The sequence below is a fragment of the Janthinobacterium sp. 1L-D-8-B-C4 genome (assembly GCF_057291295.1).
This window is the reverse complement of sequence record NZ_JBXAVX010000002.1, coordinates 102,715-125,956: the sequence shown is the minus strand read 5'-3', so window position 1 is coordinate 125,956 and position 23,242 is coordinate 102,715. Positions and strand designations below refer to the sequence as shown.

General features: G+C 62.3%; 29 protein-coding genes. 26 read left to right on the top strand and 3 right to left on the bottom strand.

The window, feature by feature from the left end:
* Positions 1 to 69 precede the first annotated feature (69 nt).
* The 11 genes from fliD to AC0Z42_RS03570 are packed head-to-tail and all read left to right on the top strand — an operon-like array spanning position 70 to position 8,950.
* Positions 70 to 1,482, top strand: a complete 1,413-nt coding sequence (gene fliD / locus AC0Z42_RS03620) for a flagellar filament capping protein FliD (RefSeq protein WP_485466881.1) — start codon at positions 70 to 72, stop codon at positions 1,480 to 1,482.
* 45 nt (positions 1,483 to 1,527) lie between these two features.
* Positions 1,528 to 1,917 (top strand): flagellar export chaperone FliS, encoded by a 390-nt coding sequence (fliS, locus tag AC0Z42_RS03615; protein WP_485466880.1) that lies wholly within the window; start codon positions 1,528 to 1,530, stop codon positions 1,915 to 1,917.
* Entirely contained in the window at positions 1,910 to 2,227 is a 318-nt protein-coding gene (locus tag AC0Z42_RS03610; protein WP_485466879.1) for a hypothetical protein, read from the top strand. The genes fliS and AC0Z42_RS03610 overlap by 8 nt, the downstream gene beginning before the upstream one ends.
* Positions 2,224 to 4,248: a flagellar hook-length control protein FliK gene (locus AC0Z42_RS03605; RefSeq protein ID WP_485466878.1), complete on the top strand. Its 2,025-nt coding sequence runs from the start codon at positions 2,224 to 2,226 to the stop codon at positions 4,246 to 4,248. The genes AC0Z42_RS03610 and AC0Z42_RS03605 overlap by 4 nt, the downstream gene beginning before the upstream one ends.
* The gene (locus AC0Z42_RS03600) at positions 4,248 to 4,724 is read left to right on the top strand and encodes a flagellar basal body-associated FliL family protein (RefSeq protein ID WP_485466877.1); all 477 of its coding nucleotides are present in this window, start codon (positions 4,248 to 4,250) and stop codon (positions 4,722 to 4,724) included. The genes AC0Z42_RS03605 and AC0Z42_RS03600 overlap by 1 nt, the downstream gene beginning before the upstream one ends.
* 27 nt (positions 4,725 to 4,751) lie before the next feature.
* Entirely contained in the window at positions 4,752 to 5,507 is a 756-nt protein-coding gene (locus tag AC0Z42_RS03595) for a FliA/WhiG family RNA polymerase sigma factor (protein ID WP_485466876.1), read from the top strand.
* Between the two features lie 51 nt (positions 5,508 to 5,558).
* The gene (motA, locus tag AC0Z42_RS03590; RefSeq protein WP_485466875.1) at positions 5,559 to 6,473 is read left to right on the top strand and encodes a flagellar motor stator protein MotA; all 915 of its coding nucleotides are present in this window, start codon (positions 5,559 to 5,561) and stop codon (positions 6,471 to 6,473) included.
* Entirely contained in the window at positions 6,457 to 7,464 is a 1,008-nt protein-coding gene (locus AC0Z42_RS03585) for a flagellar motor protein MotB (RefSeq protein ID WP_485466874.1), read from the top strand. Before motA ends, AC0Z42_RS03585 begins: the two co-directional genes overlap by 17 nt.
* A 16-nt stretch (positions 7,465 to 7,480) precedes the next feature.
* Positions 7,481 to 7,771, top strand: coding sequence for a flagellar biosynthesis anti-sigma factor FlgM (flgM, locus tag AC0Z42_RS03580; RefSeq protein WP_485466873.1), 291 nt, complete (start codon positions 7,481 to 7,483; stop codon positions 7,769 to 7,771).
* Entirely contained in the window at positions 7,768 to 8,208 is a 441-nt protein-coding gene (gene flgN, locus AC0Z42_RS03575) for a flagellar export chaperone FlgN (protein WP_485466872.1), read from the top strand. The genes flgM and flgN overlap by 4 nt, the downstream gene beginning before the upstream one ends.
* Positions 8,195 to 8,950, top strand: coding sequence for a glycoside hydrolase family 73 protein (locus tag AC0Z42_RS03570; RefSeq protein ID WP_485466871.1), 756 nt, complete (start codon positions 8,195 to 8,197; stop codon positions 8,948 to 8,950). Before flgN ends, AC0Z42_RS03570 begins: the two co-directional genes overlap by 14 nt.
* Before the next feature lie 11 nt (positions 8,951 to 8,961).
* Here AC0Z42_RS03570 and flgA read toward each other — a convergent pair whose 3' ends face one another.
* Entirely contained in the window at positions 8,962 to 9,483 is a 522-nt protein-coding gene (gene flgA, locus AC0Z42_RS03565) for a flagellar basal body P-ring formation chaperone FlgA (protein WP_485466870.1), read from the bottom strand.
* 378 nt (positions 9,484 to 9,861) lie between these two features.
* On the opposite strand from flgA, the gene flgB reads away from it, so the two are divergent.
* The 13 genes from flgB (at position 9,862) to AC0Z42_RS03500 (ending at position 20,927) form a co-directional block, all read left to right on the top strand.
* On the top strand, positions 9,862 to 10,227 hold the full coding sequence (gene flgB, locus AC0Z42_RS03560; RefSeq protein ID WP_485466869.1) for a flagellar basal body rod protein FlgB: 366 nt from the start codon (positions 9,862 to 9,864) through the stop codon (positions 10,225 to 10,227).
* Positions 10,228 to 10,232: 5 nt separating this feature from the next.
* Positions 10,233 to 10,649, top strand: coding sequence for a flagellar basal body rod protein FlgC (gene flgC, locus AC0Z42_RS03555; RefSeq protein ID WP_485466868.1), 417 nt, complete (start codon positions 10,233 to 10,235; stop codon positions 10,647 to 10,649).
* Positions 10,650 to 10,652: 3 nt separating this feature from the next.
* On the top strand, positions 10,653 to 11,306 hold the full coding sequence (locus AC0Z42_RS03550; protein WP_485466867.1) for a flagellar hook capping FlgD N-terminal domain-containing protein: 654 nt from the start codon (positions 10,653 to 10,655) through the stop codon (positions 11,304 to 11,306).
* Positions 11,307 to 11,369: 63 nt separating this feature from the next.
* Positions 11,370 to 12,683 carry a flagellar hook protein FlgE gene (locus tag AC0Z42_RS03545; protein WP_485466866.1) on the top strand — a complete coding sequence of 438 codons (1,314 nt, stop codon included), beginning with the start codon at positions 11,370 to 11,372 and terminating at the stop codon, positions 12,681 to 12,683.
* Positions 12,684 to 12,709: 26 nt separating this feature from the next.
* Positions 12,710 to 13,438, top strand: coding sequence for a flagellar basal-body rod protein FlgF (flgF, locus tag AC0Z42_RS03540; RefSeq protein WP_485466865.1), 729 nt, complete (start codon positions 12,710 to 12,712; stop codon positions 13,436 to 13,438).
* A gap of 31 nt (positions 13,439 to 13,469) precedes the next feature.
* A complete protein-coding gene (gene flgG / locus AC0Z42_RS03535; protein ID WP_485466864.1) occupies positions 13,470 to 14,258 on the top strand; it encodes a flagellar basal-body rod protein FlgG in 789 nt (262 codons plus the stop codon).
* Entirely contained in the window at positions 14,258 to 14,929 is a 672-nt protein-coding gene (gene flgH / locus AC0Z42_RS03530) for a flagellar basal body L-ring protein FlgH (RefSeq protein WP_485466863.1), read from the top strand. Before flgG ends, flgH begins: the two co-directional genes overlap by 1 nt.
* Before the next feature lie 9 nt (positions 14,930 to 14,938).
* Positions 14,939 to 16,048 carry a flagellar basal body P-ring protein FlgI gene (locus AC0Z42_RS03525; protein ID WP_485466862.1) on the top strand — a complete coding sequence of 370 codons (1,110 nt, stop codon included), beginning with the start codon at positions 14,939 to 14,941 and terminating at the stop codon, positions 16,046 to 16,048.
* Positions 16,048 to 16,440 (top strand): rod-binding protein, encoded by a 393-nt coding sequence (locus tag AC0Z42_RS03520; RefSeq protein WP_485466861.1) that lies wholly within the window; start codon positions 16,048 to 16,050, stop codon positions 16,438 to 16,440. Before AC0Z42_RS03525 ends, AC0Z42_RS03520 begins: the two co-directional genes overlap by 1 nt.
* A gap of 53 nt (positions 16,441 to 16,493) precedes the next feature.
* Positions 16,494 to 17,858: a flagellar hook-associated protein FlgK gene (gene flgK / locus AC0Z42_RS03515; RefSeq protein WP_485466860.1), complete on the top strand. Its 1,365-nt coding sequence runs from the start codon at positions 16,494 to 16,496 to the stop codon at positions 17,856 to 17,858.
* A gap of 12 nt (positions 17,859 to 17,870) precedes the next feature.
* Entirely contained in the window at positions 17,871 to 18,782 is a 912-nt protein-coding gene (gene flgL, locus AC0Z42_RS03510) for a flagellar hook-associated protein FlgL (protein WP_485466859.1), read from the top strand.
* 5 nt (positions 18,783 to 18,787) lie between these two features.
* Entirely contained in the window at positions 18,788 to 19,828 is a 1,041-nt protein-coding gene (locus AC0Z42_RS03505) for a hypothetical protein (protein WP_485466858.1), read from the top strand.
* 37 nt (positions 19,829 to 19,865) lie between these two features.
* Entirely contained in the window at positions 19,866 to 20,927 is a 1,062-nt protein-coding gene (locus AC0Z42_RS03500) for a glycosyltransferase family 9 protein (protein WP_485466857.1), read from the top strand.
* A gap of 95 nt (positions 20,928 to 21,022) precedes the next feature.
* On the opposite strand, the gene AC0Z42_RS03495 is transcribed toward AC0Z42_RS03500, so the two are convergent.
* On the bottom strand, positions 21,023 to 21,445 hold the full coding sequence (locus tag AC0Z42_RS03495; RefSeq protein ID WP_485466856.1) for a hypothetical protein: 423 nt from the start codon (positions 21,443 to 21,445) through the stop codon (positions 21,023 to 21,025).
* Between the two features lie 189 nt (positions 21,446 to 21,634).
* On the opposite strand from AC0Z42_RS03495, the gene AC0Z42_RS03490 reads away from it, so the two are divergent.
* On the top strand, positions 21,635 to 22,102 hold the full coding sequence (locus AC0Z42_RS03490; RefSeq protein ID WP_485466855.1) for a PACE efflux transporter: 468 nt from the start codon (positions 21,635 to 21,637) through the stop codon (positions 22,100 to 22,102).
* On the opposite strand, the gene AC0Z42_RS03485 is transcribed toward AC0Z42_RS03490, so the two are convergent.
* Entirely contained in the window at positions 22,078 to 22,959 is an 882-nt protein-coding gene (locus AC0Z42_RS03485; protein ID WP_485466854.1) for a LysR family transcriptional regulator, read from the bottom strand. The two genes, AC0Z42_RS03490 and AC0Z42_RS03485, sit on opposite strands and share 25 nt — an antisense overlap.
* A 73-nt stretch (positions 22,960 to 23,032) precedes the next feature.
* Between AC0Z42_RS03485 and AC0Z42_RS03480 the strand changes: the two genes are divergently transcribed.
* Positions 23,033 to 23,242: a DUF3460 family protein gene (locus AC0Z42_RS03480; protein ID WP_485466853.1), complete on the top strand. Its 210-nt coding sequence runs from the start codon at positions 23,033 to 23,035 to the stop codon at positions 23,240 to 23,242.

The window sequence follows — 23,242 nt, the reverse complement described above, 5'->3', positions numbered from 1 at the left end:
TTCAGAAAAGACGATATTTGGTCGCCTTGTCATTGTGTATATCCTGCATGCTAATTTTAGGAGTCTGACATGGCCATTACCACCAATTCATCGAATACCTATGATCCGACCGCATCGGCACAGGCGCTGACCGACAAATACACGGCCGAAGCGCAGAAGCGCATCACGGAACAGACCAAGGCTGCAACGGCAACGTCGGCTGGCCTGACGAACATGAAGATGGCGCTGACCAGCTTCACGTCCAGCCTGCTGTCACTGACCGGCGGCAAGACTATGGTCGCGCAGGGCGCCACCTTCAGCAATACCGCGATCGGCAGCGCCACGGCCGGCGCCTCCGCAGCGGCCGGCACCTATTCGCTGTTCGTGGAAAAAGTGGCCACCAGTAACCAGATTTCGCTCGGCGGCATCGGCGGCAGTGCGGTGCCCGCCAGCGGCGACGGCAATCTGAAAATCAAACTGGCCAACAACAGCGATTTCACGGTCGACCTGAGCCAGGCCAATATCGATGGCAACCTGACCTTGTCGGCCAAGGAAATTGCCGCCGCCATCAATGCCGAACCGAAGAACAATTCGCGCGTCACCGCCTCCGTGATTACCATCGGCGGCATTGCCCAGCTGGTGCTGACGTCAAACGTCAGCGGCGAAGAAGGCGCCTTGTCGCTCGACGCAGGCGCGATGGTCAACGGCGACCTGAAAACGTCCCTGGCGGCGGCGCCGAAGGAACTGGTGAAGGCGGAGGATGCGATTATATGGGTCGGCGGCAAGCCTGCCGACCCGAGCGATATCAGCAACCGCGTCAAGCAGTCGTCGAATACCTTCAGCAATATCGACGGCGTGAAGATGACCTTTACCAAAGCGCAGGCCAGCGGCGACGCACCGATCACCCTGACGGTGGCGCTCGACACTTCGGCCACCGCCACCAATGCGCAAAGCTTTGTCGCCGCCTACAACAAGCTCAAGGCCGTGCTCGACGGCCTGACCGACCCGGGCGATCCGGCGTCGCAGAAGGCCGCCGGCACCTTTGCCACCGACAGCGGCGTGCGCGTGCTGCGCGACCAGCTTGTGCGCACCCTGCGCGAAACCGCCACCGGCGCGCTGGCCACGTTTGGCATCACGGCGCAGCGCAACGGCACCCTGGCGCTGGACACCACCAAACTTGAGGCGGCGGTGAGAGCCAATCCAACCGGCCTGGACAAAGCCATCGGCAACAATTCGGGCAGCGCGCCCAGTGGCATCGCCGGCAAGCTCGACAAATTCGTTGAAATCTGGACCTCAAGCAACGGCCAGCTGGCCCAGCGCGAAACCTCGGTCGCCAAGCTGCAAAAAACGCTGGAAGACCGCCAGACCAAGTTCGAAACCGATTACACGACCATGTACAACCGCTACAAGGCGCAATTTACTGACCTGCAAATTTTGCAGGAGCGGATGGCGCAAACGACCAGTATGTTCGATGCCCTGTTTGGCGACGACAAGTCCAAATAGAGGCTGGCGCCGCTTGCCAGTCTCAGCATTTTAAAGTGAAAGAAAATGATGAACCACGATGCCTACAGTGATTACCACGCCGTCAACCTGGATGCGCAGACCTCGCGCGCCACGCCAGTCGAGCTGGTCTTGCTGCTCACCGACGGCTTGCTGGAAGAACTGGCGCGCGCGCGCGGACATATCGTCGGCAAGCGCTATGAACAAAAGGCGGTCAGCCTGAACAAATGCACGGAAATCCTCAACGGTTTGTCGAGCTCGCTCGACTTCGAACAGGGTGGCGAAGTTGTGGCCAACCTGGGGCGATTGTATGAATACTGCACCGGTCGCCTGTACCTGGCCGGCGTCAACCTGGACCCGACGCTGGTCGATGAAGTGACGACATTGCTCACCACCATCAAGCAGGGCTGGCTGGGCGTCCAGGCCAAACATGGATAACAGCACCTTGCTGCTGCAGTTCGCGCGTGAGATCCAGGCCGCTGCCGACCAGCAGGACTGGGCTGCGCTCGATCTGCTGGACCGCCGCCTGGCGCGCCAATTGGCGCTGCTGTCCGAACCGGCCGGCGTGAACGCGAACCAACAGGCAGCGCTGCGCACGCTGCGTGCGGCGCATGCGCGCGCGTTTCAATTGTGCTCCGCCGAAAAGCACAGGCTGGGCCTGCAACTGGGCGAAATCCATTCCAAGCAGGAAGGCTGGGTCGCCTACGCGCTGGAAAGCGACATGTATCAAGATGGAAATCAAGCATGAATATCACTAACAATCTCAACGTGGCGGGTTTTAACGCAGCCGATCTGTTCGGCACGATGGCAGCGGTGACCGTCGGCGGCACTCCCATGACTGGCGACACTAACGCAGGCCCGACAGTGACATCGCTGCCACCTGCCCTGCCACCTGTGCTGCCCGGCATTCGTCCCGCCCCGGCCCGGCCGCTGTTTGCGGACGCCTTGGGCGACGCCGCGCAGTCCGCCAGTCCGGCTACCGGCGCACCCGCGAAGACGGACGAACCCGAGCAGCCGCCGGCCGATGGCCTGCCCGTGTTACCGCAAGAAATCCCTTTGCAGTCCATGGCCGCGCCATGGCTGCCCGCGCAGGTGACAGCGGCACCGCCAGCGGTGCCACTGCGGCACGGCAGTGACCATGACCAGCGCAACGACATGGCGGCACCGGCCACGATCACCCCGGCAGAACCGGGCACAGCGCCGGTTGCCGCGACCTCTGCTACAACCGCCCCGGTCGCAGTCGCAGCAGCCGTCGTTACCGCGGAGCCTGCTGTAACGCGGACGGCCACCATCGCGCCAGTCAACGCCACGCCTGCCACTGCTGCGATATCAATTCCTGCTGCTCCGGCTGTGACAACCGCGGCAACTGTGGCAACCGCGGTAACTGTGGCAACCTCTCCGGTTGTGGCAGTGGCGCCAGCGGCCACGGTCGTTCCCCTCGCCACGCCGGCTCCTGCCGCCACCGCGGCAGCGACACCGGAAACCACCCACGCAGCTTTGCAGCACGTCGCCGTTGCCGGCGCACTGCAGGGCATGACCGCGACGACCACCACGCCTCTGGCAGTGCGGCCGGTCGCCATGCAGTTCAATGCGCAACTGGGCACCCTGGTACCCGCGCCCCAACTGGGCGAGCCACTGGCTGCGGCCATGCCTGCGCCGGCTGGCGAAACGGAAACCGCAGCGCCTGCCGCTCGCGGCAAAGCCATGCGGGCCGCCGTGGAAGCACCGGTTACTGCCGTGCAGCCTGCTGTTGCGGCAACATTCATTCCGGCCATCACGCCAGTTGCCGTTGCAACGTTCGCGCCTGGCAGCGTGCCAGCGGCACCCGCCTCTGGCACGGACGACCTGGCCGCAAGCGCCGTCCTGTCCGCGCCCCCTGCCGTGGCACCGGCAATTCCAGGCAGTACGCCGCCACCTGTCCTATCGACCAGGCCCGATGTGACGGCTGCGGCATTCGAGCCCGCCACCGTCGCCGAGCCAGGCATGCCAGCCGCTGCCGTGTTGCCATCCATGCCTGTAAGCAATACACTTGTCAGCAATACATTTGTCAGCAATACCGTTGCTGCCGAGACCACCGTCGATGCCCGGCCGGCGCTACGCCCGCATTCCGGGCCGGCCGATATTGCCGGCATGCCGGCAAAGGCAAGCACGGCCGGCGCATCGTTTGCCGCCCCTGTTGCCAGCAACGCCGCCAGCATGGACACCGAACGCAACGTTGCTTCCAACACAGCCGCAGTGGCGCCTGCCACCGGCCCGGGCCTGACGACGCCGGCTGCGGCCAGTACGCTACCCGCGCAGGGCGGCGATATCATCAAACTCAACGGTACAGCCCAGCAATGGCAGGAACCGCTGCGCGAAGCGCTGGGCGAACGCCTGCAGACGCAGATCGGACGCAACAGCGAGCACGCGGTAATCCGCCTCGATCCGCCGATGCTGGGCCGGATCGACATTTCCATCCGCCACACGGCCGGCATGCTGCAAGTGAACCTCTCGGCCTCGAACACGGAAGTATTGCGCCAGTTGCAGGGTATCGGCGAAAACATGCGCAATGACCTGGCGCAGCGCCAGTACACCGAGGTGGCCGTGAATATCAGCGCCACGCCGCGCAGCCCGGCCGCGCAGGCGTTTGCCGAGGGCGATGCCCGCGGCCAGCGTCAGCCAGGACGCCAGCAGGATGATGCCGAACCGGGACGCGCGCTGTCCGACGGCACGCCTGCCGATACACGATACGGCACAACCTTTGCCATGCATGAGCGGGAATACAACTGATGAATACAAAAGTCAAACTGATCGGCGGCTTCGTGCTGGTGGCCCTGCTGGCCGCCGGTGCGGCCGGCGGCGCCATGTGGTACCTGGCCAAGCCGGTGGCCGGCCACGGCGAGGTGGCCGCAGCAAAACCACTGCCGCCGCCGGCGACCGGCAAGAAAGCGCGCAAATTCCTCACGCTCGACAAAGTCATCGTGATGCTGCGCCACGGTCCCGGCGAAACCGACACGCATTATCTGTCGGCCGACCTGGTGATCGCCACCACCGAAGAGAATGAAAAACTGGCGAAATCGCATTTGCCGCTGATGCGCTCGATCGCCGTCAGCACCCTGTCGAGTTTTTCGATGGACAAGGCGCAAACCATGACGGTGGAACAGTACGCCGAGCAGATCAACAAGGCGTTCACTGTCAGCTATGAGCGCGAGCAGATGGAAAAGCCGTTCAGTGAAGTCATGGTAGGCAAGCTGATCATTGAATAAGCCGACGCCAGCAGGCCAGTTCGACTGATGGGAGATACCGTGGCTTATGCCGAGCAATATCAGGAGGCCTACGGCGCCGGCGAATATGCCGCCGCCAGCGCTGCCACGGCCGTGCTCAGCGTGGCGGAGGAACAGCGCCACCTGGTCGCTTACGCGCCGCTGGTCAAGCGCATCGTACGCCAGCTCAATTCGCAGGTATCGGGCGCCATCGACCGCGACGACATGGAGCAGATTGGCCTGATGGGCCTGCTCGAAGCGCTGCGCCGCTACGGCGTGCCGGACCAGTCCTTCGGCAGCTATGCCAGCCTGCGCATCCGCGGCGCCATCCTCGATGAGCTGCGGCGCCAGGACTGGCGCCCGCGCGCGGTGCGCCAGGAAAGCCACCGCCTGCGCGACAGCGTGCGTGCACTGACCCGGCGCCTAGGCCGCGAGCCGCTGGAGGCGGAAATCATGACGGCGCTGAAGCTGACGCCGCAAGCGTACCAGGAATACCAGCTGGCGGAAAACGCCGAATTGATTGCCAGCTTCGACGATATTTTGCATGAAAGCCTGGGCCAGGCCGACAGCGCGCCGAGCCCGGAAGAGCAATTGATGGTGCGGCGCAGCCTGGAGCAGGCATTGCGCGCGCTCGATGAGCGTGAACAGCGCGTGGTGCAGATGTATTACGAGTTCGAGCTGAGCTACAAGGAAATCGCCGCCGTGCTCGACCTGAGCGACGCGCGCGTTTGCCAGTTGAACAAGATGGCCCTGGGGAAGATGAAAGCCATGCTGCAGGATAAGTAAGAACAAGCTCCACCCATAAATTGATGCAGCACAAGCAGAAAGGCAGTTGACATGGTAATTTTCGGTATCTTAATCGTGATGGGATGCGTATTCGGGGGCTTTGCCCTGATGGGCGGTACCGTCCAGGCGATCTGGCATCCGGTCGAGTTGCTTATTATTATCGGCGCCGCCGTCGGCGCGCTGGTGCTGGGCAATCCCAAGCATGTGCTCGGTGAAATGCTGCACCAGATGCGCAAGGTCGTCACGCACAAGAAGCAAGGCTCGGAATTCCAGCGCCAGTTGCTGCTGCTGATGTATGAATTGCTGCAAACGGCGGCCGGCGGCCTGAAGGCGCTCGACGCCCACGTCGAAGCACCGCGTGAAAGTCCGCTGTTCCAGCGCTATCCGCTGGTGCTGGAAGAGCCGAAACTGCTGGCCTTTATCGTCGATAACTTCCGCCTGATGGCGATGGGCAAGATCAACGCGCATGAACTCGAAGGCGTGCTGGAGCAGGAACTCGAAGCGATCCACGACGAATTGCTGCAACCGTCGAAGTCCTTGCACAAGATCGCCGAAGCGATGCCCGGTTTCGGCATTCTGGCAGCCGTGCTCGGTATCGTGATGGCCATGAATTCGGTGGCCGACGGCGCCGATGCGGCGGAAATTTCGTCGAAAGTGGGCGCCGCCATGGTCGGTACCTTTATCGGCATTTTCTTTTGCTATGGCGTGCTCGACCCGATGTGCAACATGATGAAGCAACTGGTCGGTGAAGAAGGCTCGACCATGGAGTGCGTGAAAGTGGTGCTGGTGACGCACGTGGCGGGCAAGCCGCCACTGCTGGCGATCGACTCGGGCCGGCGCCTGGTGCAACTGAATATCAAGCCGAGCTTTGCCCAGCTGGAAAGCTGGATCAATGCGCTCGAAGGCGGCAGCGAAGAACCTGAGCAGGGCCAAGGCCGGGGAGGCCGCCGTGCTAAAGCCGCATGAGAAACATGACCAGGCCATCATCAAGCGCGCTGGCCGCAAGCATGACGACGATGGCCACGGCGGCGCCTGGAAAGTCGCCTTCGCCGACTTCTGCCTGGCCTTGCTGTCGCTGTTCCTGGTGCTGTGGCTGATCGCCGCGCGCGAACAGCAGGCGATGAAGGAAATCATGATGGATGCGCTGGCGGGCAGCCGCCAGGGCGAAGGACAAGGCGTGATGCCGGAGCAGAAAGGCGGCCCGCGCGGCAGCCTGATCGACCGTTTCCCGATGCCGCGCGACGGCATGGGCGACACCCGCACGGAAGGCAGCAAGACGAAAGACGGCAAGCCCGATACCGCCGACGCCAAGCCGAAGATGAGCTACCAGACGCCGGAAGACCTGATGGCGCTGTCGCGCGCGCTCGACAAGCTCAGCGACGAAGCCGGCCTGAAAAGCAACTTGCAATCGGTGGTGACGCCGCATGGCTTGCGCGTGATGCTGCATGACACCGACAAGCAAGGCATGTTTGTGCGCGGCAGCGCCGTGCCGACCGACCGTTTCCGCAAGCTGCTGCGTGAAATGGGGCCGATTTTTGCGCAGATGGAAAACCAGATGCTGATCGTCGGCCATACCGATTCGATGCAATACGCCAATACTGGCTATGATGGCTATTCCAACTGGACGCTGTCGGCCAACCGCGCCATGTCGGCCCGTGCGCAGCTGCTGGCCGGCAGCATGAACCCGGAAAGCGTGTTGCAGGTGGTCGGCATGGCTGACCGCGCGCCGCTGGACACGAAAAATGCCGGCGCCGGCATCAACCGCCGCATCGAGCTGTTAATATTGACGCGTGGCCAGGCCGACAGCATCGCCTCCATGTTCGGCATGACCGGGCAAAAAGCCGAGCATCAAGGCCAGGATATCGAGGTGGGCGAGCCGGATTCGGCTACACTGCAACGTTTACGTGACAAGCTGGGCCTGCCAGCGAAGAAAGAACGGGCCGACAATGCAAATTAAAGGCAAGGGTCAACGCATGAAAATTTCTTCCGGCAATACCGGCGCCGCCGTGCCCAGCTCTGCCGTGGCGCCCACCGAAGCGATCGCCGAGAACGCCAGCGCCGCTGCGGCTGCCGGCGGTTCGTCCGCGGGCGCTGAACTGCAGTCGGCCGTGTTGCAGCCAGCCATTACCGCACTGCGCGCCATGCCCGATATCGATCATGAGCGCGTGGCATTTCTGCGCGACGCGCTGGCCAAGGGCGAACTGCCGTTCGATCCTTCGAAGATCGCCGGACTCATTCAACGCTTCCATGGCAGCGACACATGACCGCGCCACGCAAGGGTCTCACGCGCCAGGAAGCCGTGCAGCGCGTACTGCAGGGCATCACCGATGACCACCACGGTTATGCCGAACTGCTGGCTTTGCTGGAAGAACAATTCCAGGCTACCCTTCGCCACCAGACGGGGCAATTGAAAGTACTGGCCGAACAGGTCGTGGCGGCCGTCGAGCCGCTCGATGGCCGCCGCCGCCAGCGCATGAGCCTGGTCAGCGCCCTGCTCGGCCCCAAGGCCGACATGACACAGCTGTTTGCGCTGCTGCAGGTCGACGCGCGCAACAAGGCTGTCGCCAGCTGGGAAGTGCTGGAACAGATGGTGCTTGAATGCAAGCGCCTGAACACCCGCAACAGCCAGCTGTTAACTGAACAATACACGACCATGCAGCGCGTGCTGCATGGCGAGGAACACATTTATGCGCCAGGCTGATTTTTTTGCAAGCAATGCCCGCGCCGTGGCGGCGACGGCGTCGACTGCCCCCACTGCTGGCGTGCAGAGCAATATGCGCGCGACCGGCAGCACCGCCTCGACCGCCAGTTTCAGCAGCGTGTTCCAGCAGGTGCAGGGCGAAGTGGCAACCTTTATCGAACAGGGTGGCGGCAACGCCACCATGCTGAGCCCGGAAGGCCGTGCCTGGTCGGCCAATAGTGCGCCGGCGAATGTACTGGGCAGTATCAACCAGGGTGGCGAGATCGGCGAAGTGCAGCAACAGTTTTTAGCCTCCATCAAACCATGGACCGAGGAAACCGGTGCGCGCCTGGGCGTGGCGCCGGAAATCGTTGCCGCCCACGCGGCGCTGGAATCGGGCTGGGGCCAGCGCCCATTGCGCCAGGGCACGACGGATACCAATAACCTGTTCGGCATCAAGGCAGGCGGCAAATGGCAAGGCGAAGTGGCCAATGCATTGACCACCGAATACGCTGGCGACAGCGGCACTGCGTTGAAAAAAACCGAGCGCTTTCGCAGCTATCCGGACCAGGCCAGCGCCTTCCGCGACTATGCCCAGGTACTGCTCGACAATCCCCGCTACCGCGCCGCGCTCAATACCGGCAACGATGCACAGGCCTTCGCGCAAGGACTGGCGCGCGGCGGCTATGCCACCGATCCCAACTATGCAGCCAAGCTGAGCCAGCTTGCCACGCGCCTGCAGCGCACCGCAGTGGCAGACTGATCACTTATCGGTCACCGCCCGCCGATATCGGCCGGCTCCACCACCCCCGCCTCCACCACGCGCGCACGGATCACCGTGCCGCTGGTGGCGTTGCGCACCCGGATTATTTCTCCCTGAGCGCCAGGATCCAGCGCCACGCCGTCCATGCTGACCTGCACCTGCTCCTTGCGCGCCATGATGTTGACCGGCGCGCCGCGTTTGACCAGCACCGGCGACGCCAATTGACCCTGGCGCAATACTTCGCCCGCACGCAGGCTGCGCCGGCTCGACAGGCCCGCCACGGCTGGCAGCGAAGAGATGCTGTCGGCCACCATCGTCACGTCGCGCCGCGCCAGCTCGACGTCGCCGGGCCCCATCGGCGTATTCGCCGTGACGGCCGATTTCGTGACCGCCACCCTGGCCGTAATGGTGGCGCGCGCCAGCATTTCATAGCGCCAGCCGCCCGCGCCGGGACAGCTGGCGACAAAGCGCATGCGCTGCGGCGAGCGGCTGTCGACCGCTTCCAGCTGCACTCGCACCGGGCATGCAGGCATGACACGCGTGGTTTTTACAACAGTGACCTGAAACAGCGGTTCCAGCATCCCCGCAGAGGCAGCCTGCTGCGCCAGCTGCTCCTGAGCCAGCTGTTCTACCTGCAAAAATATATTGTCGGCTGGCAATTCGGCGCGTCCTGCACTACTATAGAGGCTGGTCAGTAAAAACAGACCGGGCAGCAATGTGCGACATGCACGTGCCTTGATGGATGCAGCGGCATAATTGGTGAAATGAATCATTGCTAACCTTATTTACTAATCCTGATCAAAAACATCGAAACAGCATGACCTTACCATGCGTCAACATGACCAGGCAGGCATTTTACTCCTGCATTCACACTCCAGCCCGCACCACCGAATTCAACACAAAGGATGACCATGGGGATTAATTTCAAGGATGCACTCGGTGTGCATGCCGACGCGCTGGCCCTGCGCGCAGATCGTACGCGCGTGCTGGCGGCTAATATCGCCAACGAAAACACGCCAGGCTTCCAGGCCATGGACATGGATTTCGGCAGTGCGCTGCAACAGTTGCAGGACAGCGAAGCGGGCATGCTGTCGACCGATGACGACGCCACCTCCCTGTACCGCGTGCCCTACCAGCCCAGCCGCGATGGCAACACGGTCGAGATCGGCGTCGAGCAGGCGGCGTTTTCGCAAAACGCCAGCGACTTCCAGACCAGTCTCAGTTTCGTCAACATGAAACTCAAGGGACTGGCAAAAGCCATTTCCGGACAAGGATAAGCAGCATGAGCTTCCAGGATATTTCCAAGATTGCCGGCTCGGCGATGGCGGCGCAGACCGTGCGCCTGAACACCATCGCCAGCAACCTGGCCAACGCCGAATCGGTTGCCGGCTCCGAAGCCGAAACCTACCGTGCCCGCAAGCCGGTGTTTGCGGCCGTGATGGACGGCAGCGGTGCCTCGGGCGCCGGCGGGCGCGTGCAGGTGCTCGACGTGGTACAGAGCGACGAGCCGCTGCGCAAGGTGTACGAACCGGGCCATCCGATGGCCAACGCGGACGGCATGGTGTTCTACCCGAACGTCAACCAGGTGGCCGAGATGACCGACATGATGTCGGCCTCGCGCGCTTTTGAAACAAATGTTGAAGTTTTGGGCCGCATCAAGTCGATGCAGCAGTCGCTCCTCAAATTAGGTGAAGTGTAAGCCATGGAAACCACCCTTTTTACCGGCAGTACCGGCACCGGCAGCACCAGCAGCAATGCGGTCGCGTCGCAAAACAACGCCACGCAAGACATGTTCACCAAGCTGCTGGTGGCGCAGATCCGCAACCAGGATCCGCTGGCGCCGACCGATCCCAGCCAGTTCGTCAACCAGTTGACGCAGCAGGCGCAGACCGAAGCGATGCAGAACCTGTCGACCCTGACCAGCGCCAACGCCAGCGTGCTGCAAAGCATGCAGGTACTGGCGCTGGGCGCCCAGGTGGGATCCGAAGTGATGGTCAATTCCAGCACGGTACAGCTCGACGGTGTCAAAGTCAGCGGCAGCATCGCCCTGTCGTCCAACAGCAGCAAAACCACCCTGACGCTGAAGGATGCGTTCGACAAGGAATACACGATGGAACTGGGCGCCAAATCGGCCGGCAACGCTACCTTCACCATCGACCCGGAAAAGCTGGGCCTGCCAGCCGGCACCTACACCATGGCCGTGACCACCAGCAGCGGCGAGAAACCGACGGTCGATATCGCGGGCAAACTCAGCAGCGTTCGCCTGTCGGCTACCGGCAGCATGATTTTGAACGTCGCCAACCTGGGTGAAGTCAGCCCTGGCGCGATCACCGGTTTCAATGGCAAGACCTCTTGATACGCCTGTAACGCCCTTTGCTTTTTTGCCCAATTAATCCCGTCCTTCATTAAAGGAACCTCCATGAGTTTCGACATCGCACTGTCCGGCATCCAGGCCATCAACGAGCAATTGACCGCTTCCAGTAACAACATCGCCAACGCCGGCACCTACGGTTTCCGCAGCAGCCGCGCCAACTTCTCGTCGATGTACGCCGGCGACCGCGCCACCGGCGTGGAAATCGGCTCGACCACGCAAAGCATGAGCGTCAACGGCGGCGTGCTGAACACCGGCCGCACGCTCGACGCGGCGATCGACGGCCGTGGCTACTTTGTCAGCCGCGATGCGCAGAACACCATGAGCTACAGCCGTGTCGGCATTTTCAGCGCCAGCAGCAGCGGCTATCTGGTCGATTCGAATGGCAAGATGGTGCAAGGCTATGCGGCCGCCGTAAAAGGCAGCACGACTCTTGGCGCAATGGGCGATATGAAAATTCCTACCGGCCAGATCCCAGCACAAGCGACCGGAAACCTCAATTATGTCGCCAACCTTTCTTCTGAATGGGTGGCCAAGCCTGCCGCCAACGTCTTCGACAAAGACAATATCCAGACCTACAACAGCGCCAAGGTATCGGTACTGTATGACTCTCTGGGCGCCAAGCACACCATGAGCCAGTATTTCGTCAAGACCGATGCCAATACGGTGGCTGTGCACTACATGCTTGATGACAAGCCACTCGCTTCGCAGGCAAACCCGGCCACACCGGTGCCTCCGGCAACTTCTGTGCCTGCGCTGCCAGTAGTCCTGAAATTTGATCAGGATGGCCAACTCGCCACTATTGATGGCAAAGCTCCGAATAATGCCGTGCCTGCCGGTACCACGCCACCAACAGGCTGGAAAGCTGTATTTGATCCTGTCAAGCTTTCCGATCCGATTACCGGCTCTGGCGCAGCAAACCTTGCATTCAATCTCAATTATTCCGATACGACCATGTTTGCAGGCGAAGCGACCACTTCGACCAACAAGTCGGACGGCTATGCCTCCGGTACCTACACCGGCGTGGAACTGGCGTCGGACGGCTCGATCATGGCGAAATACACCAACGGCGAAACCAAGAACGTCGGCACCATCGCGCTGGCCAACTTCGCCGATGAAGGCGCATTGACGGCCGCCGACAACACCAGCTGGACCGCCTCGACCGCTTCCGGCGCGCCGCTGTACGAGCGTCCTGGCGTGGGCATGGCCGGCAAACTGGCGACCAGCTCGCTGGAACAGTCGAACGTCGACATCACTACCGAACTGGTGGGCTTGATGACCTCGCAGCGCAACTACCAGGCCAACTCGAAAGTGCTGTCGACCGAAAACGCCATGCTGCAGTCGCTGATGCAAGCGTTGTAATCACGGTCACGCAAAGGTAAACCAGCATGGATGCCCTGATTTATACCGCCATGAGCGGTGCCGACCGTGCCCTGCGGGCACAGCAGGTACACGCCAACAACCTGGCCAATATCGAGACCAGCGGCTTTCGGGCCAACCTGGAGGTCTCGACTGGCCAGTCGTTGCAGAATGGCTACGGCTACGACGACCGCCACATGGCGCAGACGCAGTCGAGCGCAATTTCCACGCGCAACGGAACCATCAAGGAAACCGGACGCGAGCTCGACGTGGCCATCACGGGCAACGGCTTTCTGGCGGTGCAGTGGCAAAACGGCGAAGCCTATACCCGCGCCGGCGCCATGGAACTCGATGAAACCGGTGCGTTGATGCTGAACGGCCGGCCGGTGCTGGGCGAAGGCGGTCCGATTACCTTGCCCGAACACACCAGCTTGTCGATCGGTTCGGACGGCACCATTTCGATCCAGGTACCGGGCGCCGCGCAGATGCAGACCGTGGACAAGCTCAAGCTGGTCAACGCCGAAACGGGCGAACTGACCAAGAATGAAGCAGGCCTTATCGTCTCGCGTACCGGCGAAGACTTGCAGGCTGACCCGACGGTGCGCATCCGCGACCGCCATATCGAAGGCAGCAACGTCTCGGCGGTCGAAGAGATGGTCGCCACCATGAGCCTGAACCGCAGCTTCGAGATGCAGATGAAAGTATTCAAGGCCAGCGATTCGATGACGGAATCGGGCAACCGCCTGCTGGGCGCCTGAGCCCAACGCCACTTAACACTAGGAGCAACAAATGAATCCAGCAATGTGGATCAGCAAGACCGGCGTGCAGGCGCAGGACGCCAAGCTGCAGGCCATCGCCAACAACCTGGCCAACGTCAATACGGTCGGCTTCAAGCGCGACCGCGTGGTGTTCGAAGACCTGTTCTACCAGGTCGAGCAGCAACCGGGCACGCAGCGCGCCGACAATACCCTGTCGCCATCGGGCGTACAGCTCGGTAACGGCACGCACATGGTCGGCACGCAAAAAGTATTTACCACCGGCAGCCTGCAAACGACCAGCCGCGAATTCGACGTGGCCATCACCGGCAACGGCTTCCTGCAGGTGCTGCGCCCGAACGGCGAAGCGGCCTACACGCGCGCCGGCCAGCTCGGCATCGACGCCAACGGCGTGATGGTCAACGCCCAGGGCCTGCCACTGGTGCCGCAAATCACCGTGCCGAACAACGCCAGCGCGATCACCATCGGTGAAAACGGCATGGTCTCGGCGACGATTCCCGGCAACGTGGCGGCAACCGAACTGGGCCAACTGACCCTGACCAGTTTCGTCAACCCGACCGGCTTGCTGGCACTGGGCGAAAACCTGTTCCAGGAAACGGCATCGAGCGGCACGCCGACCGAAGGACGTCCTGGCGAAGGCGCCTTGGGCAAGCTCAAGCAGTTCGCGCTGGAAGGCTCGAACGTGCAGGTGGTCGAAGAAATGGTCGACATGATCGCGGCCCAGCGCACCTATGAAATGAATACCAAGGTGCTGTCGGCGGCTGACAATATGCTGCAATACCTGGCGCAAGCGGCACGCTGATGAAAGCCGCACTGCAAGCAGGCGCGGCGCTGCTGCTGGCCTTGCTGGCCGGCTGCGCCAGCCGCCCGGTGGCACCGGTGGCGCCGACGTTTTCCGAAGAGCCGCTGGTGGCCCAGCGCGGCAGTGGCCGCGGCGGCGTGGCAGGCGGCGTGTTCAACCCCGATGCGGGCCTGTCGCTCACTTCCGACAGCCGCGCCTTTCGCGTTGGCGACGTGGTGACGGTAGCGCTGCAGGAAACCACCCAGGCCAGCAAGAAGGCCGGCACTTCCTTCAACAAGGGCTCCTCGGTTGGCGTGGCGGCGGCCGGTTTGCTGGGCAAGACTTTTCCCAAGACCGGCATCGACCTGTCGGCCGACCGCAATTTCGCCGGCGACGCGACCAGCACACAGCAAAACGCGCTGTCCGGCGCGATCACCGTGATCGTGCAGGAAGTGCTGCCGAACGGCTTGTTGCGGGTGCAGGGCGAAAAGACCCTGACCCTGAACCAGGGTGAGGAATTCGTGCGCCTGCGCGGCTATCTGCGCGCGGCCGACATCGATTCGAACAACCAGGTGTCGTCACTGCGCATCGCCAATGCGCGTATCGCCTATTCTGGCCAGGGCACCCTGGCCGAAGCCAATACCCCGGGCTGGCTGACGCGCTTTTTCGTCGGTCCATGGATGCCGTTTTAAGGTCACATCATGAAATTTCGTTCTGCCCTGCCCGCCGCTCTGCTGGCTGTCTTTTGCGGCATGTCGCTGCCCGCCACGGCGGCGCAAGTGCTGCGCAACCTGGTCAGCATCGAAGGCGTGCGTGACAATCCGCTGGTCGGCTACGGCCTGGTGGTCGGCCTGAACGGCAGCGGCGACACCACCCAGGTGAAGTTTTCCAGCCAGTCGGTGGTCAACATGCTCAAGCAGTTCGGCGTGAAACTGCCCGACGGCGCCGAATCGAAAAGCAAGAACGTCGCCACCGTGATGGTCAGCGCCGTATTCCCGCCCGGCTACCGCCGCGGCCAGGCGATCGACGTGACGGTTTCCTCGCTGGGTGACGCGAAAAGCCTGCGCGGCGGCACTTTGCTGCTGACGCAGCTGCGCGCGGCCGACAATGAAACCTATGCACTGGCGCAAGGCAACGTGGTGGTTGGCGGCCTGAACGCCACCGGCAAGAGCGGCTCGTCCGTTACCGTCAACACCCCGACCTCGGGTCGTATCCCGAACGGCGGCAATATCGAGCGCGAGATTCTCAGCGACTTTGCCACCAAACCGACCGTCACCCTCAATTTGCGCCACCCGCATTTCGAAACCGCCATCAATATCGTCGAAGCCGTCAACCGCCGCTTCGGCGCCGTCGCCACCACCAGCGACGCCACCAGCGTGGAAGTGATCGCGCCGGAAAACCCGACCCAGCGCGTGGCGTTCATGGCCAAGCTCGAAGCATTGACGGTCGACGTCGGCGTCGATACGCCCAAGGTGGTGTTCAATTCGCGCACCGGCACGGTGGTCATCGCCGAGGGCCTGCGCGTGAAAGCGGCCGCCGTCACGCATGGCTCGCTCAAGGTGGTCATTTCAGAAAGTTCGGCCGTCAGCCAGCCGGCGCCGTTTGGCCGCGGCCAGACCACCGTCACGCCACAATCGAAAGTGTCGGTTGACCAGGGCAATGGCAATATGTTCAAGTGGCCCGCCGGCGCCAAGCTGCAGGCCATCATCGACGTGGTCAACAGCCTGGGCGCCTCGCCCGACGACATCATGGCGATCTTGCAGGCACTGGACCAGGCCGGCGCGATCGAAGGCGAACTGGTGGTAATCTGATGAGCATGCAAATCGATAACACCAATGGCACCCTGCCCTCGGCGCTGGACGATCATAGCGCTGGCGCGGTCGCGCCGGCCGACCCGCGCTACGCGGCCAAGGCCACCGAAGCGGCCGTCAAGTTCGAAGCCTTCTTCATTTCGCACATGCTGCGCCAGATGCGCTCGGGCACGCGCGAGATGGCTGGCGAAGACAGCGTCTACAAGGACCCCGTCAACAGCGACATGCTGGAACTGGCCGACAACATGGTGGCCGACAAGATGGCAGGCCAGCGCGCCTTCGGCATCGCCGACGCGATCTTGCGCCAGTTGCTGCCCGCCGCCGCCACACCGGCCGCGAAAATCGATGTCAAAGCGGACAAAGTTGCTGGCGGACTTAATAAGCCTGCCTGAAGTGTCGCCTGTAACAAAGGTAGCGCTATCGCCCCCTATCACGAAAGAATGCCATGAGCATGATCAGCAACGCCCTGTCAGGCAGCATCGCCGCGCAGGCCGCCCTTGGGGCGGCAAGCCAGAATATCGCCAACCTGCAAACGCCGGGCTATACCCGCCAGGGTGTATTGCTCAGTTCGCTTGGCGCCGGTGCCGGCGTGCGGTCGGCAGGCAATGGCGTGGAAGTTGGCGCACTGATGCGCTTCAGCGACGCCTATAAAAGCCAGCAGATGTGGCGTGCCGCGTCGGACCAGGGCTTTCGCTCGCAGGCCCAGCCTTACCTGACCCAGCTCGAACGCGTGATGGGCGACGAAAAATCGAGCATCAGCAACGGCATCGACGGCTTTTTCACGGCCCTCAACGCAGCTGCCGTCGATCCGACCTCGACCCCGCTGCGCCAGCAGATCATCACCTCGGCCGACGCCATGGCCCAGCATTTCAACAGCATCAACAATGTGATGAGCAACCAGGTGCTGTCGCTGCACCAGCAACGCGAAGCGATGATGCCGCAAGCCAATACCGCGCTGCAGAACATCGCCGCGCTGAACCAGCGCATTTCGACCTCGAACGCGGCCGGCACCAATGTATCGGCGCTGATCGACGCGCGCGACCAGCTGGTCGACGGGCTGGCCTCGCAGATGGCGATCGAAGTCAATACCCAGCCGGACGGCTCGATGAACATCTCGCTCAAGAGCGGCCAGCCGCTGGTGATCGGCAACATGTCGGGCACGCTGACGAGCAGCGAAAACGCCATTGGCGAGCAGAGCATTACCTTGAAATTTGCCAACTCGACTTTCAAGCTGGACAACGTCGCCGTCGGCGGCCAGATCGGTGGCCTCGGCGAATTCGAGCAAAACACGCTGCAGCCGCTGCAGCAGTCGCTGCGCGACTTGGGCAAGACACTGACGGACAATATCAACAAGCAGCTGAACCTGGGCCAGACCATGAGCGGTGCGGCCGGGCCGGATCTGTTCGTCTACACTGACGGCGTGATGTCGATCAAAAAAGATTTTGCCGCCGCCGACCTGGCGCTGGCCAGTGCCGGCGGCGCCGCCGGCGACAGCAAGAACCTGCAAAGCCTGATCGACATCAAGAACAAACCGATCACCTTGCCCAGGCTGGGCGAGGTGCTGATCAGCGATGCCGATACGCAACTGGTGGGCAAGCTGGGCATCGCCAGCCAGCAGAACCAGGCGCTGCTGAAGACGGCCGAGACGGTGCGCACGCAGGCGGTCAACGACTGGAGCGCCACCAGCGCCGTCAACAAGGACGAAGAAGCAATGAACCTGGTGGAATTCCAGAATATGTATCAGGCGAACATGAAAGTCATTTCGGTCGCCAACACCTTGTTTGACGCCACTTTGGCAATGATGGGTTAAGGAGCGACGAACATGCGTGTAGCCAACAGCCAGTATCAAGCGTTGATCAATGTATCGATCCAGCAAAACCAGGAACGCATCAATTACCTGACGCAGCAGATGTCGTCGGGTTTGCGCATCCAGTTGCCATCGGATGATCCGATCGGCAACGTGCGCATTTCGCGCCTGACGCGCGAGCAGGCGATGGTCGCGCAGTACAAGGACAATATTTCCGCCGTCCAGACACGATTGCTGAAAAATGAAAATTACCTGTCGAGCATGGTGACCGACATGGGCCAGGCGCGCGACCTGCTGGTCTGGGCCGCTGATGGCAGCAATGCCCCATCCGACCTGAAGGCAATGACCGAATCGCTGCGCGCCATGCGCGACAGCGTGCTCTACACGTCCAACCTGAAGGACCAGGAAGGCCGCTACATGTTTTCCGGCACCGCCACCGACACAGCCGCGATCGCCTATGATCCAGCCGCAGCGGTCGGTTCGCGCTATAGCTATACCGGCAACACGGAAACACAGACCGTGGTGGTCGGCAATGGCATCACGCAAGCGGCCAACGTCGACGTCAAGAACCTGGAAACCTGGCTCAACAAGATTGACCAGACCATCGAGGCGCTCAGCGCGCCCGGCCTGAATCCGGCCGATCCTGCCGTGCGCAGCGTCGTCACGACGGCGCTCGATGGCACCGATGAGGGCATGGAACTGTTGTCCGGCAAGATTGCCATCTTCGGCGGCGCGCAGAACATCCTGTCCACGCTGAACAACAACCTGGACAACGTCTCGCTGTCGAACAACACGGCCTTGCTGGAATTGAAGAAGGCCGACATCGGCGCGGCGGCGATCGAGCTGACCGGCTATCAGACCGCACTGGAAGCAACCTATAAAGCCTACAGCAAAGTCGGCTCACTTTCCCTGTTCGACCTACTCTGATCTCCATGCAAATCGCTCAGCTCCCCACTTCTTCAGGCGTTGCCGGCAAAGGCAGCGGCACGGCACGCGGTGTCGAAGGCGCCACGGGCAGTGTCGACGGTGCCGGTACGCGTACCGATAGCGCCGCGCCGAGGGGGGCGACAGCGACGCTCAAGCGCGGGCTGAACAACTGGGATCACCAGTTGCAGGGCGAAATATCGAATGCGCAGCAAACGCTCGATTACCTGGAGCGCAGCAGCAGCCAGTTGCAGGCATTGAAAAGCGAACTGGCCGCCAAGCTGGCCGCGCGTGCCGGCCGCGATGGCCAGGTCGAAGCGCGCGTGCGCCAGTTCAGCAGCACCTGGCGCGAGCGCAGCAGCGCCTCGGGCGGCTCGCTCGACGCCCAGCTTGGCTACAGCAGCCCGCAATCGGCTCAGCAAAGTTTCACTATCCGTGGCCTGACCATGGCCAGCCTGCAGGAAGGTTCGCAGGAAGTGCTGGCGTTTTCCGTCGGCGGCGCCAACCAAGCACTACGATCCGTCAGCATCGAACCGGGGCTGTCGGACAAAGAAATCATCGCCCGCTTCGACCGCGCCCTGATGCCGTCGAATATCCGCGTGCGCCAGGGCGAAGACGGCCAGGTCGTGTTCAGTACGCCAGAGTCGTCGTGGGCCAACGTGCGCGACAGCCTGGCCGTGCGCGGCGGCGGCATCCGCTTCCCGACCGGCCAGATGAACCGCGTCAGGACCGATCCTGAACCGGCCGCGATTGCGCCCGAACAGTGGGACACGGCCGATATCGAAGCATTGCGCGCCACCTTGCATGAGGTGGTACAGGCGCTGGCGCATATCCAGCAGTCGCGCGCTGCCGTCAGTCTGGCGCTGGCGCAAGCCACGGCGCGCGTCGAGAGCGCCCAGGCCGCACCGGTCGAGACCAGCATGGATACGGTGGCGCAAAGTTTTACCGACACGGCCAGCAAACCGGGCTACGAATCACTGATGTCCATCAGTGCCGCCTTGGTCGGCATCAGCCGCGAGCGCGTGATTTCCCTGCTCGGCCTGCGCTAGTACCGGCCCTGCAGGCAATACACGCCAAGAGTTCGCTTTGATAAAAACCGCCGCCCGCCTCATCAGCTACGCCCTGCTGGGAAAATCCAACAAGCAAGTGCTCGATATCGCCAGCGTGCGCAAGGTACTGATTTTGCGCAACGACAAGATTGGCGACATGATCGTCACCACGGCGCTGCTGCGTGAACTGAAGAAAAACTATCCGCACTGGCAGATCGATGTGGCGGCCAGCAGCGCCAACCGCGACGTGATTGCCGACAATCCGCATGTCAGCGAGATCATCATCTGGGACAAGCAGCCGCTGCTGCGTGACTTGCGCACCACCATCGCGGCGCTGCGCAGCCGCCGCTATGACGTCATCTTCAATCCCTACAACCGCTTTTCCATTCCCTTGCTATTTCGCATCAAATGGCTGGGCGCGCGTTACCTGACCGGTTTTGCAATTCCCAAATACGGTACCTCGACTGCCAGGCTCGGCATGTTCGACCATACGGTCCCCTGTGACCGCAGCGCCCACATCCTCGACAGCTACTTCGCCGCTTTCGGCCAATTTGACCTGCGCGACATCGATCCGCGCTACGAACTGTTTGGCGTGGACGCGCACGCGGCGGCCATCGACGCAGCCTGCGATACCTTGCTGCGCGCATACGATGGCCTGTTCTGCCTGAATTTCCAGGGTAGCAATGCGCAGCGCACGGTCAGCGTGGCCGATGCCCGGCGCTGCTGCGCCGCCCTTGCCGCACGCTACCCGCGCCACGCCCTGCTGGTAATCGCGGCGCCGGGCAGCGAGGCGCGCGTTGCCGAAATCGTGGACGGCGCCGGCCATGCCAACGTCATGCTGGCGCCGCCTACCAAACACATTTTGGAACTGGCAGCGCTGATTCGTCGCTGCGACCTGGTGCTGTCGCCCGATACCTCGGTGATCCACATCGCGTCGGCTTTTGACAAGAAAATCGTCGGCTACTATATCCGCACGGATAACTACCGCTGGTTTTACCCGGCCAGCCGCCACTACCGCGTCATCCTGGCGCCAGGCCTGAGCCTGTCGGACGTCAGCGCCGACGAGACGCTGGCGGCCGTCGAAGCGCTGCTGCCTTAGCAAACGCCATTGCAGGTTGCCGGCCGAACAGCAAGGCCGGAAACCTTGCGAGGACTGCAGCGTGCAGCGCCAGCCTCGGCAGGATAACCGGCAGCTCAGAAGCCCATGCCGCGCCGGCGCAAGCCAAAATTGTGCCCCACCACCAGCAAGGTGCTGGCAACCAGGCTCGACAGGCCTACGATCAGCTGGATCAGCTTGTCGTCGGGCAATATCCACAATGAGGAAGGCGGCGTTTCGCAGCCGGTCGCCGCGCTGATCAAGGGCGCCACCCAGGCCGCATCGGGCGTGACGTCAAGCACGACGGCGCCGTCAGGGCTGGTCTGCATGTAGATGTCGCCGCCTTCGGCCAGCGTGAAGCAGATGCCGACGCCGGTTTCCTGCGCGCCGATATTATCCTGCATGCTGCGGTTGTGTTCCTCGATCCACACTTCCACGTCGTACGGCGTTTCCAGGTGTTCCCACGGACGGGGCCGGAAGCGGGGACGCGCCAGGATCTCGTCGCCGGTGTTGCTTGCCATATTGTTCTCTGCTGCGCCTTGCATGATTGCCTTCTTTGCGGTGATGCGGCGGAACCCGCTGCCCGCCAGGCCTCATTATCCTCTTTTCACGCCAGCAAGAACAACCATCAGAAAAACTGATGGCTATCAACTTTTAATATCAGCAAGCCTGACCTATCATGCTGGCCAGTTCATTATTACGGGCAGCATATGCGAGGCATCCAACGAAAAATCGTCTACGTCACCGCTTTTGAAATCATCGGCATGACCATTTCCACCCTGTGGCTCACCTTGTTGTCGGGCGAATCGCCCACCAGCACCGGGCCGCTGGCCCTGATGATCACCAGCATCGCGGTGATCTGGAACCTGCTCTACAACACGGCTTTTGAATACTGGGAGATCCGCCAGGTATCGCGCACGCGCACCGTGTGGCGCCGCATTGTGCATGCGATCGGCTTCCAGATCACCCTGGTGGTGTCCCTGATCCCGCTGATCGCCTGGTGGCTCAATATCAGCCTGTGGCAGGCGTTCGTGCTGGACTTTGCACTGATGCTGATCATCCCCTGCTACAGCTTTGTGTTCAATTATATTTTCGATGGCCTGTTCGGCGTGCCGCTGTCGGCGCAGCAGCCGGTGGAAGTAGCGGCGGCGACTCAGGGCGCTTCGGCCAGCAACTGAAGAAATTGCCGCGCCGCCATGCCCAGCGGCCGGTCCTTCATCCACACCATGTGGATCGGCAGCGCCAGGCCGTTGCCGGTGTTCTTGAACGCCAGGCGGCGCACGCGGCCGGCCGCCAGCGAGTGCGCAATCGCCGACTGCGCAAAGTTGCCCCAACCCAGGCCGGCCTCCACCATCGCCAGCGCCATCGGCAGGCTGTCGGTGCGCCAGTGCGACAGGCCCACCACCGGGCGCGCGTCGGCCAGCGCCAGTTCGCGGCTGGCAACGACGATCTGGCGCAGGTTGACCAGTTCCTCGATATACACCGCCCTGCCCGCCTCACCGGGTGGATGCTGCATCGAGATAATCGCCAGCAAGGCATCGCTGCCAACCAGCTGGAACTGTTCCGCATGATTGATGCGCCCGCCACCGAAGGCCACGCAGGCGCTGATGCGGCCCCGGTGCAAGAGGTCGAGTACATCGTCCTGCGGCGCAGTCAGCACTTCGATATCGAGCAGCGGGTGGCGCTGCGACAGGGCCTGTACTGCGCGCAGGAAAGGTGCATGATCGAGCTCGGCCGCGATGCCCAGCGAGATGCGGCTTTCCAGGCCCTGTGACAGCTGCTGCACATGCAGGTGCAATTGCTTGAGCTGCTCTGCGACCAGGCGCGCGTGCGGCAACAGCGCGATCGCGGCCGGAGTCGGCACCGCCATGCGCGCGCCACGGTCGAACAGGGCAATGCCCAGTTCGGCTTCCAGATGGGCGACGGCCATGCTGACTGCCGAGGGCGAGCGCCGCAGGGCGCGCGCGGCACTGGAAAACGAACCGCCATCGACGACGGCCAGGAACAGTTCGATATTATTGCTGGAGAGCTTCATGAGCGTGCTTGGAAAAATGAACTTTTGCCGATACTGGCAGTCGAAGCTGTAAGTTCCATTTCAGGAGAGCAGCATGTTCAAGACACTACGCTACCGCCAGGGGCATGGCGGCTATGTATCGGATTTTACCAAATTCATGGAAGAGTTCCTGGACCAGCATCCCGAAGTACGCGAGAGCCGGCGCCGCGGCTGGCGCATTTATTGGGAACGGCCAGCGGACTTGCGTGAAATGGAACGGACCATGGCCGACCGGGTGCCGGAACCGCCCTATCACTACGATTAG

Coding starts and splice junctions, on each gene's coding strand:
- fliD (WP_485466881.1), top strand. CDS start 70: ATGGCCATTACCACCAATTCATCGAATACCTATGATCCGACCGCATCG.
- AC0Z42_RS03485 (WP_485466854.1), bottom strand. CDS start 22,959: ATGAAGCTCTCCAGCAATAATATCGAACTGTTCCTGGCCGTCGTCGAT.
- flgG (WP_485466864.1), top strand. CDS start 13,470: ATGAATCCAGCAATGTGGATCAGCAAGACCGGCGTGCAGGCGCAGGAC.
- flgN (WP_485466872.1), top strand. CDS start 7,768: ATGACCGCGCCACGCAAGGGTCTCACGCGCCAGGAAGCCGTGCAGCGC.
- AC0Z42_RS03505 (WP_485466858.1), top strand. CDS start 18,788: ATGCAAATCGCTCAGCTCCCCACTTCTTCAGGCGTTGCCGGCAAAGGC.
- flgH (WP_485466863.1), top strand. CDS start 14,258: ATGAAAGCCGCACTGCAAGCAGGCGCGGCGCTGCTGCTGGCCTTGCTG.
- AC0Z42_RS03480 (WP_485466853.1), top strand. CDS start 23,033: ATGTTCAAGACACTACGCTACCGCCAGGGGCATGGCGGCTATGTATCG.
- flgK (WP_485466860.1), top strand. CDS start 16,494: ATGAGCATGATCAGCAACGCCCTGTCAGGCAGCATCGCCGCGCAGGCC.
- flgB (WP_485466869.1), top strand. CDS start 9,862: ATGGGGATTAATTTCAAGGATGCACTCGGTGTGCATGCCGACGCGCTG.
- flgL (WP_485466859.1), top strand. CDS start 17,871: ATGCGTGTAGCCAACAGCCAGTATCAAGCGTTGATCAATGTATCGATC.
- flgF (WP_485466865.1), top strand. CDS start 12,710: ATGGATGCCCTGATTTATACCGCCATGAGCGGTGCCGACCGTGCCCTG.
- AC0Z42_RS03595 (WP_485466876.1), top strand. CDS start 4,752: ATGGGAGATACCGTGGCTTATGCCGAGCAATATCAGGAGGCCTACGGC.
- AC0Z42_RS03605 (WP_485466878.1), top strand. CDS start 2,224: ATGAATATCACTAACAATCTCAACGTGGCGGGTTTTAACGCAGCCGAT.
- AC0Z42_RS03600 (WP_485466877.1), top strand. CDS start 4,248: ATGAATACAAAAGTCAAACTGATCGGCGGCTTCGTGCTGGTGGCCCTG.
- AC0Z42_RS03490 (WP_485466855.1), top strand. CDS start 21,635: ATGCGAGGCATCCAACGAAAAATCGTCTACGTCACCGCTTTTGAAATC.
- AC0Z42_RS03550 (WP_485466867.1), top strand. CDS start 10,653: ATGGAAACCACCCTTTTTACCGGCAGTACCGGCACCGGCAGCACCAGC.
- AC0Z42_RS03520 (WP_485466861.1), top strand. CDS start 16,048: ATGAGCATGCAAATCGATAACACCAATGGCACCCTGCCCTCGGCGCTG.
- AC0Z42_RS03545 (WP_485466866.1), top strand. CDS start 11,370: ATGAGTTTCGACATCGCACTGTCCGGCATCCAGGCCATCAACGAGCAA.
- fliS (WP_485466880.1), top strand. CDS start 1,528: ATGATGAACCACGATGCCTACAGTGATTACCACGCCGTCAACCTGGAT.
- flgA (WP_485466870.1), bottom strand. CDS start 9,483: ATGCCTGCATGCCCGGTGCGAGTGCAGCTGGAAGCGGTCGACAGCCGC.
- AC0Z42_RS03610 (WP_485466879.1), top strand. CDS start 1,910: ATGGATAACAGCACCTTGCTGCTGCAGTTCGCGCGTGAGATCCAGGCC.
- flgM (WP_485466873.1), top strand. CDS start 7,481: ATGAAAATTTCTTCCGGCAATACCGGCGCCGCCGTGCCCAGCTCTGCC.
- flgC (WP_485466868.1), top strand. CDS start 10,233: ATGAGCTTCCAGGATATTTCCAAGATTGCCGGCTCGGCGATGGCGGCG.
- AC0Z42_RS03525 (WP_485466862.1), top strand. CDS start 14,939: ATGAAATTTCGTTCTGCCCTGCCCGCCGCTCTGCTGGCTGTCTTTTGC.
- motA (WP_485466875.1), top strand. CDS start 5,559: ATGGTAATTTTCGGTATCTTAATCGTGATGGGATGCGTATTCGGGGGC.
- AC0Z42_RS03495 (WP_485466856.1), bottom strand. CDS start 21,445: ATGGCAAGCAACACCGGCGACGAGATCCTGGCGCGTCCCCGCTTCCGG.
- AC0Z42_RS03570 (WP_485466871.1), top strand. CDS start 8,195: ATGCGCCAGGCTGATTTTTTTGCAAGCAATGCCCGCGCCGTGGCGGCG.